Annotated in this window: 8 protein-coding genes; all 8 read left to right on the top strand. The window is 45.3% G+C overall.

Features of this window, described 5'->3' with window-relative positions:
• Positions 1-57: 57 nt before the first annotated feature.
• The 8 genes from DW922_RS06340 (at position 58) to DW922_RS06310 (ending at position 26,695) form a co-directional block, all read left to right on the top strand.
• A complete protein-coding gene (locus tag DW922_RS06340) occupies positions 58-2,196 on the top strand; it encodes a DUF6273 domain-containing protein (protein WP_118726133.1) in 2,139 nt (712 codons plus the stop codon).
• A 28-nt stretch (positions 2,197-2,224) separates the two neighbouring features.
• Positions 2,225-2,986, top strand: coding sequence for a hypothetical protein (locus DW922_RS06335; protein ID WP_118585050.1), 762 nt, complete (start codon positions 2,225-2,227; stop codon positions 2,984-2,986).
• Positions 2,983-7,194: a ZmpA/ZmpB/ZmpC family metallo-endopeptidase-related protein gene (locus DW922_RS06330; RefSeq protein ID WP_118726132.1), complete on the top strand. Its 4,212-nt coding sequence runs from the start codon at positions 2,983-2,985 to the stop codon at positions 7,192-7,194. Before DW922_RS06335 ends, DW922_RS06330 begins: the two co-directional genes overlap by 4 nt.
• An 89-nt stretch (positions 7,195-7,283) precedes the next feature.
• A complete protein-coding gene (locus DW922_RS17470) occupies positions 7,284-7,457 on the top strand; it encodes a hypothetical protein (protein ID WP_154106746.1) in 174 nt (57 codons plus the stop codon).
• Positions 7,458-7,785: 328 nt separating this feature from the next.
• Positions 7,786-9,096 carry an ATP-binding protein gene (locus DW922_RS06325; RefSeq protein ID WP_118696920.1) on the top strand — a complete coding sequence of 437 codons (1,311 nt, stop codon included), beginning with the start codon at positions 7,786-7,788 and terminating at the stop codon, positions 9,094-9,096.
• Between the two features lie 216 nt (positions 9,097-9,312).
• Complete coding sequence (locus DW922_RS06320) at positions 9,313-10,173, top strand: hypothetical protein (protein ID WP_118726131.1); 861 nt, start codon at positions 9,313-9,315, stop codon at positions 10,171-10,173.
• 99 nt (positions 10,174-10,272) lie between these two features.
• Entirely contained in the window at positions 10,273-25,563 is a 15,291-nt protein-coding gene (locus DW922_RS06315) for a SpaA isopeptide-forming pilin-related protein (RefSeq protein ID WP_118726130.1), read from the top strand.
• Positions 25,550-26,695, top strand: a complete 1,146-nt coding sequence (locus DW922_RS06310; RefSeq protein ID WP_118726129.1) for a hypothetical protein — start codon at positions 25,550-25,552, stop codon at positions 26,693-26,695. The genes DW922_RS06315 and DW922_RS06310 overlap by 14 nt, the downstream gene beginning before the upstream one ends.
• The last annotated feature ends 58 nt before the right edge of the window (positions 26,696-26,753 follow it).

The raw sequence follows: 26,753 nt of genomic DNA, 5'->3' as shown, positions 1-26,753 counted from the left end.
ATTTTTTAATTGCTGCCGGGAAAACAGAATTTATTGATGAAATGATGGAGAATTGCAATGAATAAAAGAAAATTAATTAGCCGTTATGCGGTTTTTCTTTTGGGAATCGTGATTATGTCGGAACCGGTCCTGTCTTATGGTTATACGATAAAACAGCCGATAGAATTTGAGCTTTCTGCATATGGAAATATTTTAGAGGTTGCAGGACAGAATGCAACAGCGGAAGCTGATCCGAGGGAACTGGTTTCATGGAAGGTTTATTTTGTAGATGAAGAGAGCAGACAAATCCAGTTATCTGCAATGCGCAGTGGAACGATTTTAGAGGGTGAAGAGCTGGTTATACCATATGCGAACAGCCTGATCGTAAACGGGCATCGCTGGCTAGCAAATGAGGACTCACCATACCGGATAAATGTATATGGGCCGGGTGAAAAAATCATCTATATCACTTATTCGGATGAAGGATCTGTCGGGGATGCAGACGATCCAGAGGCGTCGGAACGGGAACGCTTTGAAATGTATCTTGAAAGGGTTAAAAAAGCGGATGCAGCAATCACTGGAAAGGAAGCAGAGGAGATTCTGGATGATCAGATAATTTGTGAAAGTAACGCCAAATGTTCTTATCGTCTGCGAAGTCTGTCAACGCAGATAAAGAATACTGCTGCCACTCCTGTTTATGTGATTGCGAAAGACTGTGCGGCAACAGGGGTGATTTTGAAGGAATTATACAGTACTTCTGTGGAGTACAGCACAAATCTTCTGGATACGATTCAGCTGGATGGAGCGGAATATAGAATTTACGTGTTTCTCGTAAATAAAAAATTTGGAGAAACTTGTAGTCATAACTGGAAACTGGAGAAGCGAACAGAAGCAACATGCCTGTCATCAGGGTCAGAGAAATATGTTTGCAGTATCTGCAGTAAGACAGAAGTAAAAACGTTACCGGCCCTGGGGCATGTGGATGAAAATGGTGACTCATTATGTGACAGGTGTGGGAAGCGCACAGAGGAACAGAATGACGGAGACCGGATCACGGCAACGTATAGGCCATCCCAGAGTGAATATCAGATGCAGTTTGTCTGTGTGAGTGAAAACTTTCAGAATGGCTATCTTTATATTTCGGATACGGGAATACCGGCAAGTGAATTTGGAGGTTATGGATCACTTGATTATATGCTTTCCAATCCATACCAGGCTTTTGTTGGTACATTTGCGGACTGTTTCAGCATTACAGGGCAGGCACTGATGCCGATTGATGCAGATGGTGCGCTTGCGTATGCAGCTATTATGTCTAAGGAAGAAGTGCTTGCATATCGTGGGCAGATAGAAGGTGATTACATTACAAGAACCGTAGAAAATGGACAACTTGTGGTTGTGCATGATAATGGATCAATAAGTCTCGTGACACCTACGGATGATATGCTGCTTCGCCCGGCTGTAGTACTCGGTGCTCCGGATGCCGGTACCGCGGATCCAATCTATTGGTCAGTGGGAGATGTACAGAAAGTAGTGATCGATCAGAAAACTTATGAATTTCGGTGTGTAGATACCAATTATTATGATAAATCCGAAAATCATCAGAAACTGGCATTGTTCCTTTGTGATGAGGTGATTCCGGCAAATTATGGGAGTGAGTATTCCTATTTACCGGATAAAGAAGGCATTATGGGCCAGGTATTTCTTCCGGGGCCGGTAGTAAATTTTGGTGATGAAAGTGATTATAAGTATTCCAAGATACATAATTGGCTGAGCAAGCATCAGAATAGAATTTTTCAGAGCTTTAACTGCCATATTGGCGTGGACAGTGCATTTACCGGAAGCACAGGTAAGGGGCGGTTCAGTGAATTAAGCGACCAGGATTTGACTGTGCATAGTATCGGATATCAGAGACTGACAGCCAGACTTTTTAGTTTATCGGTGGAAGAGGCCTTAAAGTATAAAGATTATCTTTGGAAATTTGGTGATACGGATGCGGATAATCCGGAAGTGGTAACCGATAATTTCTGCAATGGATATTGGCTGCGTTCTCCTATGGGGAATGCAGATGCCAATAGTGGGTATGCCTATATCGTGGATCTGGTCAATGGAATGATTCGGCCAGAGGCAGTGAAACCGGATGGCGGCAGTACAGATGAAGAGTTAAGGGTAACTACTTCGATTGGTGTAAGACCAGCCTTTGCGGTACCGCAGGGATGATCATAGAAAATTAGTAGGAGGAATTTGAATGAGGAAACGAGGCGTTGTGATCTTAATGGCAGCTGCACTTACCGCTTCTGTTCCAGCAACCGCGCTGGCTGATCAGTTTGCCGGTCAGATAGCTTTGAATGGGGAGGCTGCTTCGGAAGATGTTGCTGATGAAGACAGTCAGGTGGACATGGATCAGACAGAAGAAGCTGATGATGAAGACCATGAAAAGTCGGAAGACACGGATTTGAAGGGCACGGATGAGGCAGAAGCAGGAACGGAAGAATCTAATCCAGAAGAATCGGAACCCGAAGAGTCAGAGGAAGAGGTAAAGGAAGCGGAAAAATCTGATGAGAGCGGTGAATCAGAAAATGAGGATGCTGACTCAGCGGAAATGGAATCGAAAGAAGATGAGTTGGAGGACGAGGACACAGAAGAAACCGAAGAGGAGAAGGTAGTGGATGAGACAGAGCTGGCGGATGAACTCCAGAAAGAACCGTCAAAAGCGCCAGAAGAGGAATACGGGGATATGCCGGAAATCGGAACGGAAGAATTTACAGCATGGTTTAAGAAAAACTGTAAAGAAGATTTTTTATGGGAGATGCTGGCAGAGCATGTAGAGGATGACACATTTTTTACCTGGGCGGTAGAACACGATAAGCTGTATTATAAAGCGTTTAAATCCTATCAGAAGATCCTGGAGAAAGACGGGCAGCCAGATGAAAAAATATCTTCCGAGGTAGATGCAGAAACAGAAGAGAACATGGCCGTACTGGATGAAGAGGTGGAGGAACTGACATGAAAAAACGTAGATATCGAAGACTGTTTGCGGTGTTGACTGCTGCGATGTTCAGTGCCTGCAATGTTTCTACCGCGCTTGCGATGCCACTGCAGGAACTCACGGAAGATTATCAGGACTTCAATACAAAGCTGGTTGAAGAGAGTCGGCCGAAGGATATTGGCAGTGATGCATTTTCAGAGTGGTTTTTTACATATTTGGAAGAAGAAACTCTGTGGGACTGGTTTTACGGTGTTATGGAGGATGATACCAACGAAAATTACAGCGCACTGTATTCCTGGTATGAAAAAAATCAGGAACAGATTGCAAAGCAGTTGGGGACAAATGCCCCGGCACTTATGGCGAGCAGCGTAGGTGATCTTTGGAATAACTGGATCGATGGAAATTTTGATCTTACCGGAGACGGAACGGAGAGCAATCCGTATCAGATTGAAGATCTGGAGGATCTGATGATCATGACACAGGCGATTGCAGCCGGTACAGGTAATTATGATACTGCCCATTATCGGTTAATGGATGATATTGATCTTTCCTTTACCATTAATAATGGAAACTGGAACCCGATTGGTTGGTATCAGAATACAGCACAGTTATCAGGTAATGTATCCAATAGTTTTAAAGGTACTTTTGACGGAGATGGCCATACAATCAGTGACCTGAAAATTGTAAATATTTCAAAAAATCTTCAGAATGTTGGCCTTTTTGGAGTCCTGGATGGTGCGGTGGTAAAAAATCTGGCCATCGAAGATGCCCGTGTATATGGATATAACCATGTTGGTATTCTGGCCGGCCAGATAAAAGGAGAGTCTGTGATCACGGACGTGACAGTTGAAGGAACGGCGGCTGCCAACACATCGTCTGGTGGATATGCTTCTGATGCAGCAGTAGGCGGTCTGGTTGGAAAAATTTCCGGAAGCAATTCTGGTTCCAGGGCTACGATCGAAAATGTAACAGCAACCGTGAATACAGTGAACCTCGGCGCCATCAGTAAAACAGGCGGTATTGCTGGTGAAGTGAGCAATGCCTATATTGTTGATACCAGCGTATCCGCGACCGGAAATAATATCCTGGGAAGATATTATGTAGGCGGTATTGTCGGCGCAATGAGCAGCGGTACGTCCATTTATAATGTGTCTGTGGACGGAACAATTGGCGGAAACGGTGCCTACGCGGTAGGCGGTATCACTGGTTATTATGAAGGCGGAGAAATTGTTGTTGCTCGTATGTTCGGAGAGATCGGAAAGACAAATGCAGGGACAGCAAGAGAAGGCATCTTTATTGGTACCCGCAAAGATTCCGTTGATATGAAATATGGCACAACCTCCGGGAAGAACCTGGCGTACTGGTTCACGACTGCGGCCAATAAGACCAAGGCGATTGTCGGAAGTGGAAAATCATCGGATACAACGGTTACCGATGCGGCCCATATTGGATACTGGAATGATAATGAAGTTCACTACTATTTGAAAAATGGTGCTAATGAAACTTATGATGCCAGCAGATATTTCTACGAAGAACTGGAAGACGGAATCCGCAATATTGTAGTCATCAGGCTGGACCGGGATTTTACGGTAGCTGATTACGAGAATGGCCTGCCATTTTCCATTGATCATTATGCACCGGGAACGTATGGGCAGCCGGTGAAAGGCTATTTATTATCGGTTAGCCGTGTAGATGTAGCAAATTCCAATGGCACATTTGATCAGGATGTGGCTACTTTTACGGCATATCCGGGAGGTGCCAACAGTTTTTACCGGATCATCGATAAAGATAGTTCTTCTGCTGTCAGACCGGGAGAAACGGTCCATGTAACGACCGCGGCCAAGAATACAAATGGAAGCATTTATCAGATGGTAACGGATGAAAATGAACCTGGCGGCGTAAAGCCACCAACCTATACGGATGAGGACGGAAATCCGCAGGATATGACGTATCAGACCGGTGGAGGATATACGTTTGAAATGCCAGAGCATAGCACAGAGCTGGATGTAGAGTACATCAGAACAACCTCAAAACTTTCCATGGATCCGGCTAATGTGACGTTCCATGTGGTACAGACCCGGACCGGGGACCGGAAAAATCCGACGGTGCAGACAGTAGTATTGGATGGCAACAACAATCAGCTTGCAACTTATACCGGAAATGATCTTTCCGCGATCAATGTTAATCCGGTTACGGTAAATGCCGTACACAATGATACCGGAGCAAGTACGGATAAAACACACAGCTGGAGCATTGACGATTCTGATCTTGTGGTAAATGCATCCGATGCAGGTTATGTGGAGACAGCTGCAAAGATCAAACCGAATATGGCTGGTAGTTGGATTAATGGCTTGCTAAATAAAGCGGTAAAAGCGCAGCAGGATAATAACTACTTAAGCGCAATTCCGGCCACGGTAACCAGCAAAAATGCAATTTTGACAGCTTCGACCAATGCGGACACCTCACCGGATCATAAATCTGTTTACGGAAATGTGACCGTTACGGTTGATTTTAAGATTGTGGATGAGACAACGCTCCGCGTTGAAGGAGTGGAATTAAACAAGAACAATATTACCTATACCATTACCAGAAAACTCACTGGAGACCGGAAAAATCCGACAGAAACCATTTTTGCAGATGAACCGCAGATCCTGGCGGCAAGTCTCAGACCGGCCCAGAGTTTTACCCAGAATGTGCGTTGGGAAGATGAGAATCCAAAACAGTATTTAAAGATCACTCCGCAGGGAAGCTTTGAGCATGAGCTGAAAGTGGAAGCAAAGTATGATCCGAATGGTGCTGACAATCCTGCATGGATCCAGAACGTCATCAATGCAGATAATCAGAAACGGGATGCAGATCCTTATGAGAAGCTCTCCGGAACAGCAACGCAGATAGAGCATGTGACCGTTACCAGTGAAGATGCGACGAACGGGCACCAGAGAGCAGACTGCGAGGTAACGTTGAAATTTGTCACTGTGGATGAGACCGTCATTCACCCGGAAAGTGTTCAGATGGGCCAGAAGCAGATGAAATTTGATCTTGTGGCAACCAAAGAGGGTGATGTTAATTCAGCAGTGAAAACGCGGACTGGATTTGAGCCGGTACAGCTTAGTTGTACTGTATTGCCGGATTGCAATTCCGATGCTTTACATACGCCATATAACCGTGAGGTGATTTGGTCCGTATCGGATACGGATGTGGCAAGTATTTCCCAGACCGGTCTTCTGACACCGAATCCAAATGCACAGTGGATTAAGGATGCTGAGCATGTAGCGCCGTATACCGGAACCAAGACGATCAAAGCGATTGCGACAACCGTTGACGGTCAGAAGGTGGGAGAAACCACGGTGGTTTTAAATTATGCTGCAAGGTGTATTGAGATGCCGGAAACAGAAACTCTGGATCTGGTGCTCACGATGACTGGAAGAAGAAACGCTCCAACCCATACGTTTGGTGATATGTCGGAGAAACAGGTGATTGCAACAACATATCAGGAAAAACGACCGGTTACTTACAGTTCTTCTAATTCGTCTGTGTTGCAGGTATCTGCCGATGGAACGATCCGGCCGGTTCAGGATGCTGGTCTGGAATGGATCAAAAAGGCATGCGTAAGTCCGTATACGGGAACAATTCAGGCGGTTATTACCGGAACGGATGCGACAGGTTCAGACAGCACCGTTGTGACATTAAAAATTACAGTATCCGACCAGACAACCTATTCATCATCCTCCAGCGGCGGCGGTGGAGGTGGTGGCGGTGGCGGAAGCCACAGCTCAAAGACAGTAGCCACTTCTGGAACAACACCTGCTGCCAGCAGTCTGCCGGAATATGTTGTGCGAGGAACATGGACAGAAACAGAGCAGCACAAATGGACGTTCCACGATGATACTCGTACTTATGCATCTGAATGGGCAGCAATTTATAATCCGTATGCGGATAAAACCAAAGGTCAGCAGGAGTATGCCTGGTTCTGGTTTGATGAATCCGGTTATATGGTGACAGGCTGGTTTACAGATGTCGATGGAAACAGATACTATTTGAACCCGGTATCGGATGGCACACAGGGACGTATGGTAACCGGATGGTACTGGATCGACGGAATGTGTTATTACTTTAACCCAGTCTCTGATGGAACCAGAGGAGCCATGAAAAGAAATTGTGAAATTGACGGATATCAGTTAAATGCAGATGGTATCTGGGTTGTGAATGGAGTAGTTCAGACAAAATAAATATACCAGGTGTATTTATTATTTTGGTGGTGCCCTGTTAAGGGCACCGCCATTAAAAAATAAGTGACCATACACAGGGGGAGCTGCTGTTGGAAAAGCCGGGAAACAAGCAAGATGAAGAATTCGAGGAAGATTGGAAATTACTTTTTGAATTGTATGAAATTCTAAAAAAGAGGGTTGATGCCAGGGAAGAAAAGATGCGGGATTATGTAAGAAAAGTTGGCTTGACAGAGAAAGAAAAGAATAAGGATGAGCAGCAATAACAATGCAGAGAATCGTATGCTGTCAAAGGGATACGGTTTAGTTTCCGCAGGTGCGGTGTGTACCTTGAAAACTGAATAGTATGATAGCAAAAGAATATGCAGTATGGAAAATTCCCATGCTGCGGAATATGAATAACGTTTCTTGATTATAATTGAAATACTGGAAGCGCCGAAAAAAGTGTTTTATATTCCAGATTAACATCCGAAAAAATATTAAGATTTATAAAATAATGTCCGAAAAAATGTCAAAATAATTAGAATTACAGCCGAAAAAATGTTATAATTAAAACGGCGGTAGGAAACATATGCGTTTTGGAGGAGGTTTTTTATGGAAAGAGAACTGTTTACTAAGTTGGAACGGTGGATGAGAAAAAAGAATAGAAAGCCTTTGATCATACAGGGGGCAAGACAGGTCGGTAAAACATGGATCATGAAGGAATTTGGTGCCAGATTCTATGAAAATACAGTCTATATCAATTTTGATAATAATAAGGCGATGAAGGACGTATTTGAACTGGATTTTGATTTAAAGAGGATTCTGTCGGCAATTAAAATAGAATACGGAAAAAGTTTTCAGGCAGAGAATACCCTGATTATTTTTGACGAGATTCAGGAAGCGCCAAAGGCTCTGGCATCATTAAAGTATTTTTATGAGAACGCGCCACAGTATTCTATTATTGCAGCCGGTTCATTGCTCGGTGTTGCATTGCATCAGGGAACATCCTTTCCAGTGGGAAAGGTGGATTTTTTGAAACTCTGTCCAATGAGTTTTAGTGAATTTCTTTTGGCGGTTGGTGAAAATGGGCTGTATGAAACACTAAAGACCCAGGACTATGAGCTGATCAATGCATATGCAGGAAAATACGTGGATCTATTAAAGAAGTATTACTATGTGGGCGGAATGCCAGAGGTGGTACAGACTTATATTGATTCCGATGATCTGTATGAAGTTCGTGAGATCCAGAACAATCTTCTCACGTACTATGAGGAAGATTTCAGCAAGCATGCTCCCAAAGAGGTTGTTCCGCGTATTATGATGGTCTGGAATTCCATTCCGTCCCAACTGGCGAAGGAAAACCGAAAGTTCATGTATGGTGCGCTGCGTGAAGGAGCACGGGCTAAAGATTTTGAACTGGCAATACAATGGCTCGAAGATGCAGGATTGATTTTGAGAAGCTACAGGGTATCAAAGCCGGATATTCCACTTATTGCATATATGGAGATGAACAGTTTCAAGATGTTCATGTTTGATGTGGGATTATTAACAGCGAAGGCCGGTTTATCGGCCAGATTGTTGCTTGACGGCAGCCGTATTTTTGAAGAGTTCAAAGGGGCGCTCACAGAGCAGTATGTCGCGCAGGAGTTGCATGCAGCTGGATATCCACTTTATTATTTTGCGACAGAACGTTCAACGGGTGAAATTGATTTCATGCTGCAGGGAGATCTTGATTGCATCCCGATTGAAGTAAAAGCGGAACAAAATCTTCGTGCAAAGAGCCTGAAAGCTTTTTGTGATAAATATCAGCCGGACATGGCGGTTCGAAGCAGCATGGCAAATTATAAAAAAGAAGACTGGCTTATTAATGTTCCATTATATATGCTCGCTGAGTATTTAAAGAACATGGTGCATGTAAATTAGGCTATGGGAGAAACAGGCTATCGTTTGGTGGCCTGTCTTTTTATTCAAACAGATTGAAGTATTCATATTCCGTAGCATGGGAAGAGAAAGAAATTTCTATAATTGATGTTCGATAGTCATGATTTTTGCTCAAAAGGGCTTTTGAATCAGGTTGGTAGTTTACATATCATCATGGATCGTATACAGTGATTATAGACAGAGGAGGGGAGAAGTTTTATGAAAAGACTAACCATTTTGTGTGCGACTTTGACCGCAGCGATGTTTATGAATATGTCAGCATACGCTGGGACTTCAGAAGTGGCAACAGAAGTCAGTGCCGGTACTGTATGTTTACCGGGAGCTGATTTAACGGATGTAATGGGCAGCGGTGCTATTTTCAGCGATCAGCATCCGGAAATTACGGATCCGGAATATTACTTAAAAGAATGGTACAATTCTCCGGAAGAAAGGGAACAGAGCATTTTAAATGCGCATGGAGAGTATAAGACACCATACAACAATTACATGGATGAGGCATATCCACTTTTGCAGGAATTTCTTCATAGTTTTGACTGGATCCATGCAGATGAATATACCAGATACCAGAAAGCTTTTGAAAGAGTCGGGGCAGCATACCATGGAAATGTCTATGATGCGGATGCGGGATACAATCGCAGCAAAGAACGGTGGTTAGTTCTTCGTACCGGACATGGGATGTGTGAACAGTTTTCCAATGAACTGGCAGAGCTTTGTAAGCTGGTAGGCGTCAGATGTGAAGCATATCAGTCCTCGGCCTACCATAAGCGGTGTTTGGTACAGATTGGAGAAATCTGGTACGTGGTTGATCCAACCAATAATGGGGTGAAGAACTGCAAGGCCGTTGATTATGCGGCGGAGAGAGATCGGTATAAAAACGAGTATTTTGCATCAGAAGAAGCGCAAAAATTGCAGCAACAGTTAGATTTACAGAAAAAAGCTGAAAATGGGGAAATATCATGGCGCGAATATTATCGTACCATATGGCCAGATGTTTCTGACGAGCAAAGACAGGCGTGGCTCGGAATGACATATGATGAATATGAGCAACTTTACAAGTAGTGAAAGTGCTTTATAAATGGATATAGGAAAGCAAGCTATCAAACAAGGTAGCTTGCTTTTTTCTTTTTATAAAACAATCAGAAAATGGAGTATAAAGAGATGAAAAAATTTCGGAAGAATAAAAAACGAATTTGTGCAGGAATATTAGCGTTTGTTCTTAGCGCATCGCCAATATTAAATGATATCCCATCATTTTTTCTTTCCAGTGAAGCTGCAACGTATGGTGATACGATGCAGGCTTATATTAAGGACTCTGGATTTCGCCAGTATTGTATTGATGGAATGTCACCAAATAATGCATTGGGAGTGGCAGACCGATATGTGTATGTAAGTCCGTATGCATCGCTGAGCGAAGCAGAGGCTGGGCAGATATTTTTTGCACTGCTATCATTAGAGGTGAGTCAAGGCGGTAGCCAGGATATAAATAAAGCGTTAAATCAGCTAAATGTGGCTGCAGCATCTATTGGATTGACGCCTATGGGGCGTACTATGTCAAAGGATGATTTAAAGCTATATTTGCACAGCGCTGCCACCAGGGCAAAATATCCGTGGGTACAGGCCTGGAGTGATAATGCAGATAAATTGTTGGAAGCAGCTGGGTTACTAAGCAGTAGTTCCTCCGGATCTACAATGGGTGGACTGGTTCCGGCAACTCTGGCAGGCCATACCACTCCGGAAACAGCGGTAGCAGCAGATGGCACCCTGAGTATTAAGTTTGCGCAGGACGGCTCAGATGCCGGGTTTATCCAGTCGGTACCGCTAAAATTTTCTGCAACGGGGGAGGCTGGCTCCTATGTATCTGAAATTCCGAATGGTTGGACGTATGTAAAAACGGATACGGAGATCATCTTTACCAATCCTGGAAACAGCCCGACTCCGTTATATGTGCAGTTTGATCCAATAGGAACAAGGTATGAAACGGCAATGGGAACATTTGCTTCGGCCAGAGATTTGTATGAACAGTGTCTGCAGCTGTGGGTGCTTCAGCAGTGTGCTGGCCAGCATAAGAAATTCCCGCGAATTGGGGTAGTGCCGGCGCAGCAGCATCAGAGACTGGCATACGTGGAAATGGCTCTTCCAAGTAGTGTATATTATGCGTCCGTGGGAGCATCAGGAGTTTTTGGTACAGGAATTTTCTGGGGCCAGCAAGGTTTTGGTGGGAATGGTGGAAATACGCCATCGTATCCTTCTGGAACATCCAGCAGTGGCAGCCTTGAATTTAACTGTTATCGGCATGAGGAGGACTGGACTTCTACTTATAATACACAGCTGACTAAGTATGATCACGAAACAGGGGAAACTCTGGAGGAATCGAGTTTCCGGCTTTATGAGCGTTTTGATGATAAGGACCAGGTCAACCTGGAACGTGACGGTGCGGTAGAACTGTATGGCGGAACAGATCATGAAACGTATCTGTCAAAATACCTGGATAATCCGGTTGTATGGGATGATTATCGGTTTGTTGCGACCGTTACGACCAATGAAGAAGGCTATGCATCCAATACTGTAGAGCACAAATATCATTACGATAAAACCTTCTGTGATGGACATCCGGCACCGGCTTTTGTCGAAGTCCCGGAAGAGGAAGAAGATGAGGAAGGAGAAGTTACAAATCAGGACGAAATTGATGAAGCAAAGGAAGAAAACCGAAGACTTGCAAGTGGCTGGTTGGAATGTTTTGATGCGTGTGACGAAACTGCATCTGCAGGTACCTATGAGGGAGTCCACTTTCATTGGCTGATGTCGGAAGTCAGCCAGGGAGAAATCTCTTCCATTGCATCAAGCGGCGGCGAGGAGGGAAGCACTCCGAATGCAGGACCGACCAGTTCGGCATCCGGGGAGGATTCCTATGTGAATTCTGGCTGTAAGCAGGATGCGGAAGCGACATACAATAAATTTATTGCTTTGAAATACAGCTATACCTATCAGGAGGATACCGCGCGAAATGGGTATATTCTCCACGATCTGCATAATGATGACCTTCCAATTGAGGTGATCACAACAGATTCTTCGGAAAATGGTGCAAATTCATTTTTTGCGAATGAATACAGCAATCATATCCAGATCAACGAAGATGCAGCTCCAGAGGCAGATTCTTCCACGAGTAGAGTGGAGCAGGGCGCCGTTCATAGTATCACGGAGTCCGAGTATGCGGAGCTGACGGGAGAAGATCTGGATGTTCCGGAACTGGAGGAAGAGAAGAAAGAAGGAATTCTTTCAAAGGCCATTTCATTTTTTACAAAAATATTTAAGATCGAAAAAGAAGTGGAGCTTGAAGAAACAAAGGCACCGGAGCGTGTGGACGGCTCGGCTGCGGATACAAAAAAATCAGATGATGAGGAGTTTCAGGAGCATGAGACAGTGGACGGAGCGGATGAAACAACAGATTCCGACGACATTGATAATAAAAACTCATCGGATTCCGATGGTGAAATTTTGGATTCCACGGAAGCTTCGGATAAGGATGAGGAAGATCAGGAGAATAAAGGTGAGGTAGAGAATCCTGACGGCGGAATGTCAGATACGGACTCAAAAGATGAGTCCGAGAAAAATGATTCTGGAACAGGCTCTGAGGACGTAGCAGAGAAAGATTCCGATACTGGTAATAACTCTGGAGATCTGGAAAATTCAGACAGTGTGGATGACGCAGCTTCTAAAGAGCCGGACAGCGCGGTGGGAGATGTGTCTGCGAGATTGGAAACCTTTGAAGGAAAGGTATTTTCCGGCTGGATTGAAAAAGGCATTCAAAAAATTTTCGGTATTATGACTGTTTACGCAGAGACAACAGAGAATGCTGCAGGCAGTGATATAGAAAAAGAGTCGGTTTCTGCCAGGGAAACAAAGGACGATGATTCTGAGGATGTTTCTGATGAAGAGGAAAGAAGACCGTCTAAAGAAGAAACGCCAATTCAGGATGTTGTAAAAGATAATCGTGATTTAAAAAATGAGGAAAATCCATCAAAAGAAGAATTGGCAGACATTGATTCAGAAGAATTCCTTGATGACGATATTGAAGATGAACAGGAATTTATCGAGGATGAAGAACGGATCAGTGAGATAGAGGCTCTTGGCGGCAGGAAGGTAGATCTTGCGTCAGATTCCAATGCGACCTATGTGGCGTATGTGGAATTTACAAAGCAGAGGGATGAGGGTGGTCTGACTGTATCCGGAAGTGATGAACCGGACATTTCCCTTTATGCGCAGCTTTCAGGATCTGGTAAAGAATTATTTGAAAGTGCCTACAGCACGGCAAAAGGTTCACCGAGTGTGGGCGTACTTATTACACCAGGCTCGGCGGACAATTTCAGTCACTGCAATGATGAAGATGGCTGCGGAAATATGTGGCGTATCTATGACCACCGGACGGAGGGAGAAATCCATATCAATAAGCGGGATTTGGATCTGGGAAATGGGGCAAACGACGCATATGATTCCTATGGAGATTCTCAGGGAGACGCCACTTTAGAAGGAGCGGTATACGGCCTGTTTGCAGCAGCGGATATCATTCATCCGGACGGAAAAACGGGAACCGTTTATATGGCAAATGATCTGGTGGCAGTCACGACAACGGATAAAAACGGCGATGCTTCGTTTATGGCCTTTACGGAAGCCCCAGGAATGATCTATGACTATGAAGAGGGTGAGATCGTGGATCGCGGCCAGGGCTGGAATGCAGCATCTCCACAAAATCTCTATGATCATGCAGAAACATACGATGAGTATACGGCAGACGCAGATGTGGTAAGAACTTATCCGGATTATAAACTGGCGAATGGAAACTGTTGGATTGGAAGACCGCTGATCCTGGGGGACTATTACGTAAAGGAATTGACTCGCTCTGAGGGATATGAATTGTCGATTGGAAACCGAATGCAGCAGCAGACCAATCTGGGACAGGATGTAAATGCGGGAGTTCCGGGCGATTTGACCGGTTATGCTGGAATTGTGGGGATCCTTACCGCGGAGGAGCAGATCAGTGATGAACCGACCGGAGATGTGGAAGATCCTGACTACAACCAGTTGTTTTTTACAGCTGAAAGTGAAAAAACAGGGGATTCGGGATTTGATCTTGTATTCCGAAATCTGCCGGAGGGAGCAAAATTTTACCGGAAGGACAGTATTTCTACGACGAAAGAGGTAGAGGCCGGTACGGGTATCTATGATGAAGTGCCAGTCAAAAATATTTTTGGCCTGCCGGAGTATGTTGTGACAGAAAACGATCATCAGTACCCGAAATATAATGCAGATGGAAGCATTAAAACCAAAACGACCAACGTGAATTTTACTGCGAAAAACGTAATCCGTGTGACCAGAAAAGGGTTGGATCCTGCGAAAGTTACGGATGTAATCCTTGCATCTGTGCCAGGAATGTCCGATGATGACCTTCTTTTAAGACTAGCATCTGTACCAGATGTGGATAATGACTTTGCGCTGCTTAAAATCAAGGTGGAGCAGGCGCTTCGCACAAATGGAAAAAGCTCACCGAACTATAAAAGAAGCGGAGTTGCAGCTTATTCGAGCATGGATGAGCTGGTATTTGACCGCGGTGTATGGGAAGGTGAGACAGATACCTATGGTATATCCGGCGTTAGCAGTGGAAACGCAGCTGATAAAACGGTATGCGGTTCTCCTCTTGTAACATTGACGATCAATAAGGAAGGAACAGACGGAGAGGCCGTATCGTTATCTTCACTGATTGTTTCGATTCTGGATTATTACAATACCCATGATTATTACAATTATGGTGGAGTGGACTATATCAAAGAAGATGCGGACAGCTGGACGGTCGGTTTATATGCAAACCGGACCAATTATCCGATGCTCTTTTATGTTCCGGCGGACAGTTCTTCTGGAGATGCAATGTTTTACCGGGTAGCAAGTACACCTGCAGACCACAGTAAACGGCCTAGAGCCATTTATGTTGCATACAGTGAGGATGCCATTTATGATCCCCGCGGTGAAATGAAGAATTTTTCCGTGAACGAGGACGGCACCGTTAATGCGATCCTTTCCCCGGCCGTACAGGCAGATGAGAATGGGGATATCGTGAATGGTGTCGTAACCGAAACTGAATTTTATAAAACCGGGGAAACACCTCTGGATAAAAATGGCAATAAAATTCCGAAGGTAACCTATGTGGAGCGGACAGAGAAAATTTCCGTGGAAGTAAATGAATGCAAGTGGACGGAGATCCCTCTCACAAAGGAAGGTAATGTGTGGATCGCCCATCAAAATGGTAACTATACGGATGGATATGGAACGGAGCATAATGACGAGGCAGCAGCACGTTATGAATATACGCTGAAACTTCCATCCCGGTTCATTTCCCTGACTGAGCAGGATTGCATAGATTTTGGAATTTCAAAAGAACTTGCAGGCACCCAGGTTGGTAGCGCCTCCTATTATCTGGCAAAAGGTTCCAGCGTAAAAGCATACCTTAACTATCGCAGCCTTTTAGTAGGCCAGGAAAATTCTTATGTACAATCGGTAGCTCTTGATTATCCGGGACAGGACTATGTATTTCAGGATGGTGCAGAGCGGCCGGGTACGAACACCAGAAAGGAACCTGTAGGTGTAGAAGAGAGGATCATCAGTCAGCAGATCAAAGTAACAAAAACGATTGATGAGAAGAGTTACCGCAATACGAACTCCTACAGTGAAGTCCATGAGGACTGGTGGAGCCGCTTATTTGGTAATCATGCAGGGAATGGAGCATCGGATCATTCGGCCCAGAAGCTTGATAATTTCCGTTTCAAAACCTATTTGAAGTCAAATCTGGAAGCATTGTACCGGAATGAAAATGGAGAAATTGTATGGCAGGACCGTATGGGAACTGACCGGACGGATGCTGAGCAGCTTGCCGCAAATAAAGCATTTCCAATGCTGGTCAATAAGATCTATACAAAGGTTCCTCATCAGACGGATCCGCTGTTTAAAAAATCCAATGATGCAGCGATTGCCAATACGGCTCTTTATGATTATCATAACGGTCTGATCAGTGATGAGGCAAACACGGGCTATACGAGACTGCTGGAAACGGCAGACTATCTGGTTGAGGACGGTGACAGCACAAGAACGGTCAAAAATTACAATTATGAGAAGTTTTTTGATGCGATCAGCGTTTCTAATGGAGATAAATGGGATGAAAATCATCCGACCTACACAAGTTATAAGCCGATTGGAAATCTCATGAACCGTACCGAAGAGCAGCTGGATAATGCCAGGGTATCTGACCGGGTGCGTCAGTTTGCAATCAGCTGGTACCTGGATAATGAGGTAAAAAAACTGGTGCAGGAGGTGGACGCAGGTACTGGAGAGAAGGAGGCCAGTGCCGGTGCGACAGCATACAGTGAAGAAACGTATGATCTGGCACTCCGCCAGGCCATTATAAAGGCAGAAAACTATTTGAAGCCATTCTTTGCGTATGATCTTGATGAGCTTTACGCAATTCACTGGGATAGCGAGGCAAACGGAGGCAACGATCATGATACAACAACACTGGCTGCCAATACGATTTATGGAGATAAAGATCTTTCAAAAGATGGTGGGTATGCCTATGGGTTATCGAAATATTTACCGTATGGAACCTATGTGGTGGCAGAGCAGCCGCCGCATGTTGATGAACTGAAGGATTTTAAAAACCGACATTATCAGATTGATCAGCCAAGGGAAGTAACCTTGCCGAGTGTGTATGCATCTTATGATGCATCACAGGAAACTCCGGAAACGCTCAATTCTTTCTATAATTATGACTGTTCTGATTCCATGCAGCAGCTGGAACAGAAATATCAGATCCGGTTTGGTGAGGAGGACCATAAAATCCAGGCCCATAATCACCATGGGGATTTTGAAGTTTATAAGTATGGACTTGATCTGAATGAGATCACAAATGGGGTTCTGGCAGAAGCAGGTAACTATTTTGCATTGACGCAAAGCCCATGGCGGCCACTGAAAAATTATTATAATCCGGAGAATGATCGTTCTGCTGCCGAAGTTACCTATTATCTGACGGAGGGGCAGAGCGGTAGAAAAGGAATTTCGGAAAATTACCGGTATAGTTCCCTGTCTGAAGATGCGGGACTTTCCGATGATGTTCCATATCCGGGTGCGGATATTACTGCAGATAACCGGTTAGGAATCCAGTACCGGGATCATGTTGCAACAATGACGGGAATGCAGACAGCTTATGAGGGGAAATATGCTGCCATGCTGGTTCCATACAGCGTGATTGCATCAACGGATGAGCAGGCGGAGGTGACAGATGAAGAGCCGGGCCAGGGAGGAAGTGCATCATACCGGGGATTTGCTTACGATAAGTTTGTGAACCGCTTCTTTACGGCAAAGCTTAGAATAGAGAAGATTGACTCGGAAACCCATGAGAATATCCTTCACGACGGTGCACTTTTCAATCTGTATGCGGCATCCCGTGATGACATTGAGAGTGGCCAGGGAACAGTAAAATTTACGACAGAACCCACGCAGTTTACCGGAACAAAAGAATTCTTAACGGCAATGGGGGCTACCGACATCCGGCCGATTGCAAAAGGCCGACTTGCAAGGTGGATTGATCGTATTACCGGAAAAGAGAATGGCATCGGTGATCTGTATAGCGGCACCGTGCCGGAGGGTACACCGATCTGCAGTGAGGATGAGCAGATTGTCCTGGGAGATGAATACGGGAATAAGACCGTGGCCTTTAAAACCTATTCAACAACCAGGGACGGCCTGATGCGGGATGAGATGACAGACCAGGGAGCGTCCTATCAGGACCAGAATGTCGGTTATCTGGAACTGCCACAGCCTTTGGGCGCGGGGGTTTATGTTCTGGCGGAAGTAGATCCGCCGGCCGGATATGCGCGGAGTAAGCCGATCGCGATCGAGGTTTACAGCGACAAGATTACTTATTATAAGGAAGGAACAAAGGATAGCCGGGTATTGGCAGTCGTTTATGAGGATGATGCGGACCACCAGACAACCAATGCAAACAAACCGGAAGACAAGGTAAACGTGGCGCAGGTCTATGTGGAGAATACTCCGATCCGGCTGGAGGTTGAAAAGGTAAAAGAATCCTATGTAGGAAAGGCCAATACGACGGCAGATAAGACGGTCAGCTACAAGATTTCCGGTCGTGTGGATGGAAAATACAGCGAGATCGGAAAAAATCCGGACCTGGTTTATGCGTATCGGGATGGAAAATATTTGGGATATGCATGGCAGAAAGGAACCCTGGAGTATTTAGAGGAACGCAAGGCAGCAGGAGAAAAGGTGGAAATCGTTTATTCCCACGGAACATTTGCGGGCTATGGGTATGTTACCAGGACTCTTGAAACTGCAGATGATGAAAATGGCTATGTAGCAGGGGCATTGATGACATTGTTTGATGCAATCCCTGTGGAGCGTTCTGGATTTGAGGGAGATGAGGCTTATAACGGACTGAAGATTGAAAGAAATCTCACGAACAATATCACCAGAATGTATATCGAGCAGGGATATGCCGGAGAGAAAGTAGAGTTTGTCCGTGAAAAGGACGAGGCGGGTAAAGAACTGGAAGTGACTTTTTCGGCCGGTATTGATAAAGACGGAAACACCATTTCGGCAACCGGCGGAGTATGGTCTGCGGTTACGTTACAGCGGCCAGATACAGATATCTTATATTATGATCTGGATGGCCTGGATCCATATCAGGAGCGGTATATTGACGGCCAGTTCATTACCTATGTGTATGATAAAACGCATAAGCAGACGCCTGTGGAAGATGCAGAACGGGACCGCAGAAACTTTGAAAAGACTGATATAGAGCATTCGATGTATGTTTTTAAGGATGGAGTCCCATATTTAGAGATTACAGAAGGCGATTTTACAAAGGTAAAATACCGAAAGAATGATAAGCAGCTTGAAGTGGAGGCAGGCACCAAAATTTATCATTTGGATAAAGACGGGTACCGCGATGCTTTGGTTGATCCGGCAACAGGAATGGCATATATCGAAGAAGGCTGTTCAGACGGAACGGTAAGAACTCTGGTATGGCCAGTTAATGTAAGAAAAGATGAATTCGGAAATGTGATTGCCCGTGATAAGATCACGACTTCCCGTATTGCTACGGTGGCAGAAAATAAGGACGGATATGCAGAGGATGAAACGCTGGATGTGGTAAATAATTCCACCGCGGAGATACCGGATGCGGATAAACCGTCGTATACCCATGCGGAGTCTGGCCATATTACCGGAACCTGGAAAGGAAATGGTGAGCAATCACACGAGGAGAGCAGCGTTGAGCAGAACCGTTTTAATCAGGATATGAATGGTTCTGTCCTGGTAGATGACAATGATGGTGATTTTCTAAATGAACTCAATCCGGTCTATGATGACCATGGTTTGGTTTTGTATTACCAGAGAAGTTCAGAAACCTACAAAAAGGGAGAGGATCTTTATGACCGGAATGGAGATTTTGTACGACACCAGGATTCAGATAATCTGGAAGAATACAATCTGAACGCATATCGTATCAATGAACACGATGAACTGTATGATGCTTCTCAGGAGAAGAAAACACCGGAGCGGAAAAATCTGTATCACCGGCTGGGTGAGGGATATATCCTTGAAAACACCTGGTTAAGCTCTGACAAGACTCCGAATGATCCATTCGATACATTTCAAACAGACGGACAGGCAGATGTTTTAAAACGCCTTCCGAGCGGAACCTATATTTTGGAGGAGTTAAAGGCACCGGAGGGCTATGTAAAGGGGCTGCCTAGTGGCATTTCTGTAGCGGAGACGGGAGAGCTTCAGCATGTTCAGATGGTTGATCGGACCACAAAGATTGAAATTAGTAAGATCCATGCGCCGCAGGATACCAAAATGCCGGTTCTGGATATGGACCATGAACATCCGGAAACGGGAGAGAAACCGTATGAGCGCGAGGTGGTGACTGGTGATATTGCTTCCTATACATACAGTTCTGTTTCTGGAGCAAAACTGGCGCTGTATCCGGCCAGACGGGTATATAGTGCGGATACGGAGAAATATCCGAAGGGATATTATCTGGTAAAAACGCAGAATACTCCGCTGGTTTGGGAAGATACAAACAGTACCGCTTCCAACCCGGTATGGAATACCGCGGAATGGATCAGTGGAAATGAACCGGCCTATTTCGAGCGGATCCCGGCGGGAGATTATTTGCTGGAAGAGATTGAAACGCCGGAAGGATTTGTAACAGCAGATCCGGTGGAAATTACAGTTGGAGATCAGTCAGAAGTTGAAACCGTCTGCATGAAAAATGATACCACAAAGGTTGAGATTGAAAAATTCTTTACAGATGAGCACGGAGAGAAAGTCCAGCTGTCTGGGGCGGAATTTAGCCTTCATCAGGCAGTGGTCAATGCAGAAGGGGAAATTATTTACGATGCGGATGGCACGCCGGTATATGATGCCCGTGTTCTGGCATCATTTAAGAGCGGCACTGTTGAGGATTATCAGAATTTCCGCGATGCATTTGAAAAAGCGTATGCGTCCTATGGTGTGGATCTTTCACTATTTGGCTGGAAGGAGAATGGGCAGGAAAAATCTGCAACCGTCACAGCTAAGACGGTAATGGATGCGACAAGCGCCGGAGGAAGTCACGACCGATTTGCAACGAAAGCACTCCTTACCATGATTACAAGCGACGGGGAGACTATACGCGTAGCAGTATCTGGCAACCTGCCGGAAACCGTCTTTGATTACCAGTTTGATTATCAGAAATTGGAGCATATAAATGCTTACGCGGATACTTACCTTACGGACAGAGGCACCAGAAGGATCAATGGCCTGCCAGCAGGGGAAAAGTATGTCCTTGTAGAAACCAAGGCACCCGATGGATTTTTAAAAGCAGATGCCCAGGTGATTGTAGTGGAGAACCGGAAGGAGATCCAGCAGTATCACATCGAGGATCTGGAGGGACAGATCTGGCTTTCTAAATCTGCTGTTGGTGTGACCGGGGAGATGGCTGGGGCTACCATGGCCCTGTATAGAGCAGATCAGTCAGGAAATTTGAACCAGTCCGATGAGTATCTGGTCAGCCAGTGGGTAACCGGAGCAGATGGCATTTATACAGTGACAGATAAAGTAAATGGCAGGATCCCGGAAGGATATCAGGTGGGAGATTTAAGGATTCACATCGAGACGGGCCTGGCAGAAGGCATCTATTATTTAGTGGAACTGTCAGCACCGGACTATTATACCTTAGCAGAGCCGGCACGATTTGAGTATCATCTGGATGATTTGGTACAGACGATTCGGGCAGTCAATGAAGCGGTGAAAGGTGCGCTTTCTATCACCAAGACTGGAGAAGACGGCCAGGGACTTGCCGGAGCAACATTTGAGATCAAAGCGTATAAAGAAAATGATCTGTATGAGCCGGTCACCACAAACATGATCTATGGAACAGAGCCAGTCATCACCGTGCAGGATCTTCCTGTTGGTGAGATGCGGCCAGATGGAAGCATCATTCCATATACATACACGTTACAGGAGATCGCAGCGCCGGAGGGTTATAGTGTAAATCCGGAAATCATCACCTGGCAGTTTGAGCCGAAACAGGGTGACGGCCAGAGCTTTGCCCATGAGACGGTAGTAATTCATCAGGAGAGCGTAAAGGATCAGAAAACCAGGCTGTATTTTAGTAAGCAGGACTTCGATGTTTTAGGGGATGACAATACAGAAGGTGCTTTTATAGATGGGGCAATTCTTTCCATTTATGAAGTGACAGGAAAAGATGAACACGATCAGCCTGTATATGATAAAGATGCACCGTTTACGACCTGGACCACCAGAAAATTGGAGAAGAGGCATAAGGTTATCGGACTTATCGCAGGGCATACCTATATCCTGGTGGAAGATACTGCGCCGAAGGGGTGGAATCTGATGAAGCCGGTACTGTTTACGGTATCCAGTGATGGAAGGAGTATCCAGGGCCTTTCTAACCAGATGGAGAGTATTGAAATCCAGCGGGTATCAAAGAATGATTATGAATTGGATACGATCAATCGTGATACCACAAGCATTGAGCAGGTAAAACTGAAGGGCCGTTATGTGACCCAGATATATTATGAGCTGACGGACGCAAACAAAGATCTGATAGAAAGCTGGATCGGTGCTGGCGAGGAACATGTGATAAGAAAACCGTTCGCTTCTGTGTCAGAAGGATCGGCCTATACCATCACGGAGTACTGCAGGTATTCCGATGGAACGGTTCTTGTGACGGATCGGTTCACCAAAACATTCTGGTTTGATGAAAATGGAGAGATTAAAATTCCAACCAGAGAAATTGACCATGTAAATGAGACCTTATCTTATGCGGACGGAACCAAGATTACCGCGTTTATTCCAGATGCGGATAATCAGGAAAAGCAGGTGAAAAATCCTCTGCAGAAAGATGATCTGGTAATAACCAGACTGTCTGCGGATGGTGCCAGTGCATTAGCGCCGGATCAGGCAATTTTTGAAAGAATTCGAATGATCAATACGGATCACAAAACGGCAGATATGGTATTAACCGTGACTGTCGATGCAGATACAAGCATTATTGATTCGGGAACAGGAACTTTCGACGGAGAAAAACTGGTATTCCATTTTGAGAGCGTGGCGCCGGGTGAAGCTGCATACGCTGCTTTTACAACACAGGTAAGTGGTGAGGCATCTACGATTGAGGCGAAAGCAGAATATAACGGAATTGTAAGGGAAACCCAGAAGACAGTGCCGGTATTAACCTATGGAAAAGTAGTATTGTTCAACGAACTTACGGGATCTGGAAAGGAGCGGTATAAAGATCAGAAAACATCATTTAGGGTAAAACTTTATGACGCATCGACAGGAAGGGAACTTCCAGGGACCTATTCATACAGCGGCAGCAGGACCGGCATGATAAAGAGTGGCGATACCATCAGCCTCTCTGGTAATGAATATGTCAAGATCGATCCTGGTTACTATAAAAATGTGACCTATGAGATTGAAAAGATCGAGAATGGCCTGCACCATACGGAGAAAATGACATCCGGAAGTGTGGATGTAACTCACGGAAACGGAGCCAGATTTACCAGAAATATTGAGGATACGGCAAAACGCACGATATTTAAGCAGGGAGAAACCTATGTGCTTACGGAAGAAACCGTATTCGCAAATGGGGACAGCCTTCCGACAAATAAGATCAGTACAATTCTGGGCCAGTCTGTGAATGTTGAAGGCATTGCAGCCGCGGACCGGAAAACCAAAGTTATGATCTCAAAGACGGAAATTGGCGGTGGTAAAGAGCTTCCTGGCTGTGAAATGGAATTATACGATGAGGAAAATAATTTGATCCACAGATGGACCAGTTCTGATGTAGCGGAAAGCCTTGAAGAATTCCTGGAACCGGGAAAGACCTATAGACTGGTTGAAAAAAGCCCGGAACCTGGATATTCCTATGCGGAAGATATCACCTTTACCGTAAATGAGGACGGCACAGTGGACCGTGTGGTTATGGTGGATAAGCCTACTCACATCGTGTTATCTAAAAAGAAGATCACAAACAGTGAGGAACTCCCGGGAGCGCTGCTTCAGGTTGTGGATAAGGACGGAAACGTAGTAGAGGAGTGGATCTCTACGGACAAGCCTCATGAAATTGTTGCAAAACTGGTAGTGGACGAGAGTTATGTGCTGCGAGAGGTTCGGCCTGCAGACGGCTGGGCATATGCCGAAGATGTGCCGTTTAAGGTGAGTCATGACGGAACAGTTGATTATGTCAAGATGGAGGACAAGCCGACTCATGTTGTAATTTCCAAGCAGGAGATTACGGGAAGTAAAGAACTTCCGGGCTGTACGCTGCAGGTCATTGATAAGAATGGAAATGTGGTAGATGAGTGGTTTTCTACCGACCAGCCTCATGAAATTAAGGAGAAACTGATCGCAGACGAGGAATATACACTGCGGGAGGTTCGTCCGGCAGACGGTTGGGCCTATGCGGAAGATATTCCGTTTAAAGTAAGCCATGACGGAACGGTCGATCAGGTCAAAATGGAGGATAAGCCGACGCATGTGGTTGTATCCAAGAAGAAAATTACGGGAAAAGAAGAACTTCCGGGCTGTCATCTGGTGATAAAGGATAAGAATGGAAATGTGGTTGATGAATGGACCTCTTCAACGATACCACACGAAATCGTAGCAAAACTGATTGCCGGAGAAACTTATACACTTATTGAGATCCGGCCGGCAGATGGCTATTCGGTTGCGGAGAGCATTGAATTTACGGTATCCAAAGACGGCAGCGTCGATATGGTGGAAATGTTTGATGATGTAACCCATGTAGAATTTGGCAAGGTAAATCCAAATGGCACGCTTCTTAGTGGTGGCCAGATACAGATCAAAGATCTGGACGGAAATGTACTGGTTGATTTCGTGCCGGATGGTACGGTTTACCGGGTTGACGGTGTACTGAAAGCCGGAGAGACCTATGTCATACACGAAGTATCAGCTCCTGGTGGATACCGGGTATCTGAGGATCAGGAGTTTATTATGCCATTGGGTCAGGAAACAAAAGAAATCCGATTTGTGAATTTTGCGATCAATGGCGGTGGTGGCGGAGGTGGCACCACTCCGGGGAAACGCCAGTTGTCCATTCGCAAGTACGATCCAGTAAACCAGATCGGCGTGGCCGGAGCAAAGCTTACTGTTTACAGTGCGGACGGAAGCCTGTATTTAAAAGGTATTACGGATGAGAGCGGATATCTGACATTTGCTATGCCGGCGGATGGAACCTATACATATCAGGAAACAGAGGCACCGGCTGGATATTACCTGAACCCGGCTGTACAGTACCTTTATATTAAGGATGGTAAAGTAACAAATCCAGAAAACCGGACCTTGTATGATTATCCAAATGTGGAGGTGATACTTGAAAAGAAAGATTCAGAAGACGGCACAGCAGTTCCGGATACACTGCTTCAGGTGACTGATCCGGCCGGCCAGGTGGTATTTCATGGCAGAACGGATGAAGCAGGAGCGTGCAAGGTTCCGGCCGGTAAGGCAGGAACTTACCGTATCGTGGAGATCGAACCGGCAAACGGATATGAGCGGTCCGAAGCACCATGGCAGTTCCTTGTTTCATATGACGGAACCATTGCTGGGGAAACAACGCTATATAATGAAAAGATTGATAAAAGGGTTGGTATCGGGCGGATCTATGCACATTATGAAAGTACGAATGGAAGCAGTGGATCCTATGGATTGGGTGTTCCAGACTGGCTGAAGCAACCGAAGGCAGGAGATACTACAGATTCATTCAAATGGTATGTACTGGCAACCATCTTTGCGATGGGCGCAGGGGGACTGGTGCTTATCGGACGAAGGAAAGGAAAGAAAAAAGATGATGAGGCGTAGATATTTTAGCGCCCTGATGTTTACGGCGGTACTGGTATTTGCCAGTCCCGCCGGGAAAACCATGGCGAGTCAGGTATCAGAAAACCAAACGCAGAGTATTGCAGAGAATGTGAATGTAGCGGTGCCTTCTGAGGCAGAAAAGCAGGTTAGCGGCGCAGATGATGCGATTACCACCGTGGAAGAAGTATTTGGAGAGCGGCCATATTACGGTTCAGGAGAGACGGATGGAAGTTATGTATATTATTCACAGGTCTTTCCAAAGGATGCGGATCAGGACCAATATCTGCCTGAGGAAGAGCATGTGGAAGGTGATGATACATACCGGTTAGTGGATTATGAGGTGAAGGAACAGTCTCTTTCAGGAAGGAAGAAGCATATCCGGGATACGTTACTACTGAAAGATTATGAGGGGATCGATGAGATTCCGGAAACCTATAAGGTAGAAATTGCAGATAATCCGTTTCAAACCGTAACGGAATATACGTTGCCGATCAAAGAGGCAGAGCGGGTAAATGAACGCTGGGAAGATTCCTTTACGTTTGATATTGTCGTAGAACATGCAGACTCAGGACTATTTCAGATTGGAAATGAGGTGATATCACTTAATCAGACTGTGGATCCGTTTGCTGGTAATGAAGGGCTTTTATTAGAGCTGATCGGGGTGCCGAATGACGCATACCAGATTGATCACACGGCCTGGGCCGGTGACATGTATGAGCAGAATGGGATCCTGTATCGGAATGCAGTCGCTTATGGGAAAAAGCTGGTTTATGATCTGGAAATTTCGTATGAAGATGTGATCACCCTGCCGGAAGAAGAGGGGTATCAGATCCGGGCGCGGTATGAACTGCTGCCGAAGGATGCTTCTGTTATGTCGGAAAGCACATCAAAATCATCGGGATCCAATCACTGGGATTGGCTTAAAAACCTATGGGAAGAGATGATAAAGTTTCTGAAAAAGATAGCAGAAACTGTAAAAAAGCATCCGTACATTACGGCGGTTGTATTTTTCCTATTGTTTATCGCAATCATATTATACCTTGCTGTCAGACGCAGAACAAAAGATGCCGAAGAGCCGGAGCATGTTTCAAGGCGGTGGCATCGCGGTCCGAAACGCGGCAGAAGAAGGTAGATCTAGCTGCGTGTGGTGTCACAGCCATACGCAGTTTTTTAAAAAGAAGAATTTAAGG

This window comes from Clostridium sp. AM42-4 (assembly GCF_003480105.1).
Classification (GTDB): domain Bacteria; phylum Bacillota; class Clostridia; order Lachnospirales; family Lachnospiraceae; genus Brotaphodocola.
Note: the sequence above shows the minus strand (reverse complement) of the source record. Positions and strands in the feature narration are given on the sequence as shown.